The following is a 6,249-nucleotide window of genomic DNA, read 5'->3' as shown; positions in this document are numbered from 1 at the left end:
CGAAGCGGCTCGAAAGGGCCTGGTAGGATCAATGGTCAAGCAGTCGATGGCCCTCGCTGGTGAGCGCAGGTCCGTCATCGCGAAGCTCAACCAATCCTAGCTCGGTTAGAGTGTTCAGGTCTTCTGCGTTTACGGGCGTCAGCTTCGTTCGCTTGGCTTTGATGTCGCGCAACGACCATCGAAGACGGATTGCTGTGTCCAAATCGAGAGCAGCCAATGGCGAGACCGATTGAATTTGTGCCGGCGGTTCGGCGGCGGCATCCTCTCCCGTCGTGGGCACGGTTTCGGAAGGCTCGGCTGGTGTGTACCAGCGCGCTCTCACGGCCGCTGCAATTTCTTCCAATAGCTTTATCACGTCCTGTCTTATTTGGGTCGGCGACCGCGCGGCGCGAAACTGGGGGTCTTTAATCGGTCGGCAGCGTTCCGCAGCTTACCAGCTTCTTTAAGAGCTTCAGAGCGAGCCGTGCCCGGAGGTAGGCTGCGGGCGTACATAAGTGCCGATTCGGCTGCCGCGTCTGCCCCCTCAAAGTCGTCCTGATCGTTCACTTTCTTACCTTCACCCCGCTTTACAAGCCGGCGGATGGGCTTCTGCGCGCTTATTGGACCGCCCTCCGCAGCTCAGCTTGAACGCTTGTAAGGCCTTAAAAGATATTGCCGGCGGCCATGCCGAGGGCAGCCAAGTGCCTGCTCATGACTTTGACAAGCTTGGAATGCCAAGTCGATAGCCTCCGAAGTGCTGCCTAGGCGCTGCGAACATGCAATCTTCGTAGCATGGGGGCTTCTCGAAGCGCTCCCCACCAATAGAGGGGGCTTGCTGACGTTGATCGAGCATCGCAGTATCCAACAACGAGCAGTGGCCGGACGACCGGCAAGTCGGCTTGCTCGAGAACATCGCCGATGCGCTCCCGCAGCTCAGGCAGTATGGCAGGCTCTAATGGTGCAATACGGTGCAGCTGATTGCTCGAACGGCCTGCTAACGATTGACATTGGATTGATTGTCTTCAACGAGACCTCATGCGGTCTTCTCGATCCGCATTCCGCAGGCAACTCTCGCGGAGAACGACGGCTTCCTCAACGTGATCTCTGACATTGCGAGCGATGACGGCAGGCTGCAATTACCGCCGCGGCCGACGGAACTGGCGTCCAACGGCCGGCAAACTTCGTACCGTGGGAAGTTGCGAGGGGGCGGGCCATGGGGCTGGCTGAGATGGGTCACTGGAAGAAGGTCCGGCTCGGGGCTAGAGGGTGCCGGACCCGGTTGCAACAGAAGACGGGCTCGGCCCGACCTCGCGCCGGGCTTTTTCATGGAGGCCGAAGGTGACTATTTCATGGAGGCCGACGGCAACCATTTTCAGGATCTTCCGCCGCGACAAACCCGGCGTTTTCGGCCGTTTTATTGCGCCATGGAACGGGGCCGCTCCCACCCAGCGGCGCGGACAAAAGGCGCCAATGCAAGCCCCCAATCTACCCGCGCCGCTCGCTCCCTGGAGAAGGTTTGCCGCTTAAGCGTGGCCCGTCAGAGGTCACTCGATCGCGGAATCGTGTTCACTATTTGTTATGGTTAAGGGGCTAAGCTTCTGAAAGGTCACGGTATCGTGCAGTGTCGGAGCGTTTGCCATTTGGCAGATTTTTTGATATATCCTGCCATCTGACATCGGGGGATGCCATGACACAGTTTCTGCCAGTTGATACGACGCCCCGTGACTTTAGGCCCGAACCGATCTCCGATGAGGAGGCGGCTGCAATGTTTCGCGCCGTCGTCAACCTGTTCCGGCTCTGGGGCGTCACCGACGATCAGGCAGCCATCTTGCTTGATTTGCCGGTACGTACATATGGCCGCTGGAAGGCTGGCGAGCAGGGCAGGATAGATCGCGACGGCAAGGCCCGGCTCTCCAATCTGATGGGCATCCACAAGGCTCTTCGCATCATCTTCCGCGAACCCCAGCGCGCTTACGCATGGGTGAGGGCTCGGAACGCCGCATTCGGTGATCGGTCAGCGTTGGATATCATGCTCGGCGGTGAACTGACTGACTTGATGCGCGTGCGGCGCTACCTCGATGCGGAGCGTGGCGGCTGGTGATCGACATTGCCACCGTCCCGATTGCCAATGTTCAATGGCGGGGCGCTGTCAGGATCATCCGCAGCGTTTACCCGCCTATTGACCTATTCGAAGATATCGCGGACCCGGCTGATTGGCCGCTTCTCATTTCCGCGGAGCAGAAAACAAACCCGAGGTTGATGGATACGATCGGCAACATCGATCTCGTGCCGCCGGAACGAAGGGTTGGCGGGCCTGGTGCGAGTTATCTGATGGCACCTTTCACACATGTCAGCACGGATCGGCCCAGCCGATTTAGCGACGGCAGCTACGGCGTTCTTTATGTCGGAGACCGGTTTGAGGTCGCACTGTTGGAAACGACCCACCATCACGCCCGCTTTATGGCCAGGACCAACGAGCCCCCAGGATGGGCATCGCAGTTTCGCGAGATCGTCATGACGGTGCAGGCATCGTTGCACGATTTGCGCGGCGGTGATCCTGCCCATGCCACGGCGCTCGACGCACATAGCTATAGCGAAAGCCAGCCCTTGGCCTCCCGCATGCGTGGCTCTCGATCCGAGGGTATTGTCTATCCAAGCATTCGCTATTCGGGCGGTGAATGCGTCGGCTTGTTCTATCCTGATCTCGCAACTGGTCCGACCCAGGGACGCCATCTCGACTATCATTGGGATGGCAATCGAGTGGACCTGTACCGCGACGCTGGCTCCGGTGAAGTAGTACGTATCGTTTAGACGCAGCATTAACGGCATAGCTTCGTCCCTTTCATCCCTTGAGAATGGTAGAGCCCTCTACCTCCTCAAGGCCGCCGACCAGGCGGGGGCTTCAAGGCGAAGCCCGATTACTCAGTGTCCTTTCCCGGCGTTGCCGGCACGACGTTGTCCCCGTCGTGATCCCTGAGCGCTTTCTTCGGCACGCTCGGTCTTCTTCTCGTCGCGCGGTCGGAGGTCATCCCGATTGACACGCGGCGGAGCCTTTTCACCGTCCCCGGGGTTGCCGGGTTCCTCATTGGTCGCGGGCGTTATGGGTCACACTTGCCCGCACTACTTTGTTTCCGATCGCTCGAGGGCGTTTAGCGTCCCGGCTCGCTGCCGCTAATTGAGCGCGCGGCGCGCTGCGGTCATTCATCTGCGGGCGTGGGGTCCCCACGTTTCCGGCGACGAGATCATGGCCGATCTCGACTCGTCGCTATTGTCGCGACGATCGGATCCGTGTTCGTTTGATTGCGGCGGGAGCCACCGAGCAGACCCGCAATCGCGCGCACCACGGCCGACCGAACGCGTGATCGTTCGGTCAGTGCTGTGGCGCTGACGGATGTCCTCCCCTGAATAGCTGGCGCTTCTGCTTGGGCGTCAGGGACGCCTTCCACGCGATCCAGGCGGCCTTGGCGGCCTTTCCAAGATCATCTCGAGGAAAGCGGGTGTTGGCAAATTGCGTCGGCTTACGCTTGTCCAGGCGCTGCCACTTCATGCCGGTGCCGCTCATTGCAGCACCGCACTTGTCAGAAGCGATACGTTGGAACCGTAGCCGGGGTCGGATTAGAAGTGATCGATGAGGCCGGGTACACCATAGACAGGCATTGGCCGGGCGCAACGCAGCTTAACCATGGCCCCCCTCGGTTTGGCGTCCTCCGGACAGGCCCCCTGCGGGGGGGGGGGCAACTTTGGAGGTTACTTAACGAACGTCGACTGAACCGTAGCCGGGGTCGGATTAGGTATCTTGTCGAAGCTGCAGCATCCCAGACTAATGAATTGCGCCCTGCCGTTCCCGCGGCGGGGCGTCGTCTTTTGTCGGGTGGGTCATCTCCGTCGTCGGCGATCGACCCGACGAATTGGTGGGTATGCGAGTCGCCGCGGCGTGCTGATCGAGCACCAATAGTGGCGACCGTCGTTTTCGGGATCGGCGACGATGGTGACCGTGAGGTCCGCCGGAGGGAGTCCGTTCCTGCCTATTTGGACTGAGGCGTCGTCTTCGCCGTGCGTCGGCCTCATCGGTATGTCGAGGACCTCGACCATGCGTGCGACTTTGCCGCATGGCCTCCCGTCGACGTAGAACATGGCGACGACCGACGGCGCGTCATCGTCCCATTGCGACCGCTCGGCGCATTTCATGTCGAAAGGCGGCAGCCCGTAGCGATCGTTCTCCGCGGTCATCGTGAAGAACGCGGTCGGGCGCCGGTGACGACGAAGTGGCTGCTCGTGAGCAGTTCGACCTCCACGAGGCTTCCCGTCGGCGCCGCCACATCATAGCCGACCTCGTCGGGGCGCCGCGATTTTCGATCAAGATAGACCAAAACGCGGAAAGGGTCCTCGGGGCTTATCGGTCCATCCGCCAAGATGTCGATGTGGCGTCCGCGTGATCGTTCCGTCGTGATCACGCTCTGCCAGAGCGTGGCCCCAGCCGGTCCGAACCAGCTCCTCGGCGCTGATTTCGCTGGCGAGGCTTCGCAATCGTTCGCGCGTGATCGGGATATCGTCTGTGCTCGACCGAGCAGATGCGTGATCTGCTCCAACGCTGTCGCTTCCCGCGGAGAATCCGCGTACGCGAGCGTCAGCGGAATATGAAAAGGATAGGCCGCCGCTCCCTTGTACGCATCCGGCGACGGCGCCCAGCTAGGCTTTCTCTTGGCGGAGGACTGATCGCGCTTAGGCGGTGTGAGCGACGCTGTGCGGCTGCCAATTCCAAGGCAGCAGTTCGTCTAGCGCTTGACAGGGTGAACGAATAGGCGCGCAAGCACGTCGGCAAGCCAAGCCTGTGCGTCGAAGTTATTGAGCTTGGCGGTGGCGACGAGGGTGTAGAGGGCGGCCGCACGCCGGCCCCTCATCGGACCCGGCGGAGGTCCAGTTTTCGCCCCACGGCGACCGCCCGTAGCTCACGCTCAGCAGCATTGTTCGATATGCAAAGCCCTCCGTCATCAAGGAAGCGGCTAAATGCATCCCAGCGGCTGCGGCAGTAATTGAGCGGGAGAAAATATGGACGACCGTGAGAACGCGCTAGCTAAGGTTGTACGAGCAGGTCCGTACTCTCGCTGTTGCGCTTGCCGGTGCGATAGAAGACGGTGGCCTTGGCGGAGGAGGCCAGCGCAATCGTGACCGATCGCTCTTGCGGCTGATCTCGTGGCGCTTTCCAGCATCCGTGGATGTCGGATTCGTGGAAACGAGTCTAGTGCGGCAGCACGTGCACAAGCTGATCGTGAAGTTCAGGCGGCATCTTCGCCAGAAGAAATTTTTCGATCTTCTTATGATTGTCAGAGAAACGTTTTTGCCCATCGATCACTGAGCTGCCCTTGACATAGAGTTCTCGCTGAGTGCCCCTCGTTAGGAAGCTCACCTTGAAACCGCGAAAACCAAGTCCGTTTGCCGCGCCGGCAGCAGACTTCACCTTACTTAATTTCTGGAGCAAGTTTAGAAGCACGCTCAGGTCTGTGCGTTCAAGCTCCCAGGTTGGATTGGGACGGCCCGAAAAAACGTCAATCTCGACTTGAGCGCGATCGGGTAGCTGTTCCATCGAGTTCCTGTCTCGCCCTGCGCGGATCTCATCGGATGTGAACACTTCGGCTCGTGACCATGTAGGTACAAAAATCGGTATAAGGGCCGCGATTACAAGACTGCGGATCAGAAATTGCAGCGCCAGCATTGTCGACGTTCCTCACCGCCGTTTGTCCCGGTTTATGCGACCAACATCCAACGTCGTCCTGTCGATACCAATGATAATCATTGTTTGACCAAACGACTAGGGCCACGTACCAACCGGAACCTGCGGCCGAGGGGCTCGAGAAGTTCGCTGCCGGTTTCAATCCATCCGATTGAGCCGCGGGATTCACATGGCTGCAAGCCATGGCCGTGGCAGGATGTCCACTGGCGCGACCTGGTTGAGCGAAAGTATTTGTCGCGTTGTTGTTCGCATAGTTGTAGCAGTTGTTGTAGGGTTGAATGTTAGGAACATTCCAGAGGCCAGGGTTATAGGCTGGCGCATCCATGGCGCGACATGGCGGGCATGAAGCCGGACCAGCCAGATTGGCTTCGAATCTAGTTTGAGCGTGAGCGGCGATGCGCGAACTCACGTGCTGACGGATTTCATCGTTCGTGGCACTCGCTGACGTCGTGACTAGCCAGTTCTCGATATCGGAATCGGCAACGTAGTTGGCGAGACCAAGGCCTCGATCAAGGATGCCTTCGTGGAGAAACAAGCGG

The 6,249-nt window shown here is 59.7% G+C and carries 8 protein-coding genes and 1 pseudogene; 2 read left to right on the top strand and 7 right to left on the bottom strand.

Going from position 1 to position 6,249, the window contains the following annotated elements; translation table 11 throughout:
- Positions 1 to 28: 28 nt before the first annotated feature.
- Positions 29 to 355, bottom strand: a complete 327-nt coding sequence (locus tag CQ12_RS47360; protein ID WP_347337403.1) for a hypothetical protein — start codon at positions 353 to 355, stop codon at positions 29 to 31.
- A 1,311-nt stretch (positions 356 to 1,666) separates the two neighbouring features.
- Between CQ12_RS47360 and CQ12_RS01685 the strand changes: the two genes are divergently transcribed.
- Complete coding sequence (locus CQ12_RS01685) at positions 1,667 to 2,080, top strand: MbcA/ParS/Xre antitoxin family protein (RefSeq protein ID WP_083519072.1); 414 nt, start codon at positions 1,667 to 1,669, stop codon at positions 2,078 to 2,080.
- Positions 2,074 to 2,790 carry an RES family NAD+ phosphorylase gene (locus CQ12_RS41620; RefSeq protein WP_198164043.1) on the top strand — a complete coding sequence of 239 codons (717 nt, stop codon included), beginning with the start codon at positions 2,074 to 2,076 and terminating at the stop codon, positions 2,788 to 2,790. The genes CQ12_RS01685 and CQ12_RS41620 overlap by 7 nt, the downstream gene beginning before the upstream one ends.
- Positions 2,791 to 3,349: 559 nt before the next feature.
- Here CQ12_RS41620 and CQ12_RS01675 read toward each other — a convergent pair.
- The 6 genes and pseudogenes from CQ12_RS01675 to CQ12_RS45600 form a co-directional block, all read right to left on the bottom strand.
- Positions 3,350 to 3,541, bottom strand: coding sequence for a hypothetical protein (locus CQ12_RS01675; protein WP_057833636.1), 192 nt, complete (start codon positions 3,539 to 3,541; stop codon positions 3,350 to 3,352).
- Between the two features lie 314 nt (positions 3,542 to 3,855).
- The gene (locus CQ12_RS01670; protein ID WP_057833635.1) at positions 3,856 to 4,209 is read right to left on the bottom strand and encodes a hypothetical protein; all 354 of its coding nucleotides are present in this window, start codon (positions 4,207 to 4,209) and stop codon (positions 3,856 to 3,858) included.
- Positions 4,206 to 4,568 (bottom strand): hypothetical protein, encoded by a 363-nt coding sequence (locus CQ12_RS01665; protein WP_057833634.1) that lies wholly within the window; start codon positions 4,566 to 4,568, stop codon positions 4,206 to 4,208. The genes CQ12_RS01670 and CQ12_RS01665 overlap by 4 nt, the downstream gene beginning before the upstream one ends.
- A gap of 133 nt (positions 4,569 to 4,701) precedes the next feature.
- Positions 4,702 to 5,005: pseudogene (locus CQ12_RS43250) on the bottom strand (transposase domain-containing protein); the annotation flags it as partial.
- A 213-nt stretch (positions 5,006 to 5,218) separates the two neighbouring features.
- Positions 5,219 to 5,563, bottom strand: coding sequence for a hypothetical protein (locus CQ12_RS01660; protein ID WP_210180580.1), 345 nt, complete (start codon positions 5,561 to 5,563; stop codon positions 5,219 to 5,221).
- A gap of 28 nt (positions 5,564 to 5,591) precedes the next feature.
- Positions 5,592 to 6,249 (bottom strand): hypothetical protein (locus CQ12_RS45600; protein WP_210180579.1); only part of this gene is annotated, 658 nt, incomplete at its 5' end.

It is taken from the genome of Bradyrhizobium jicamae, from assembly GCF_001440395.1.
GTDB classification, from domain to species: Bacteria; Pseudomonadota; Alphaproteobacteria; order Rhizobiales; family Xanthobacteraceae; genus Bradyrhizobium; species Bradyrhizobium jicamae.
This window is presented reverse-complemented; position numbering and strand designations above follow the sequence as displayed.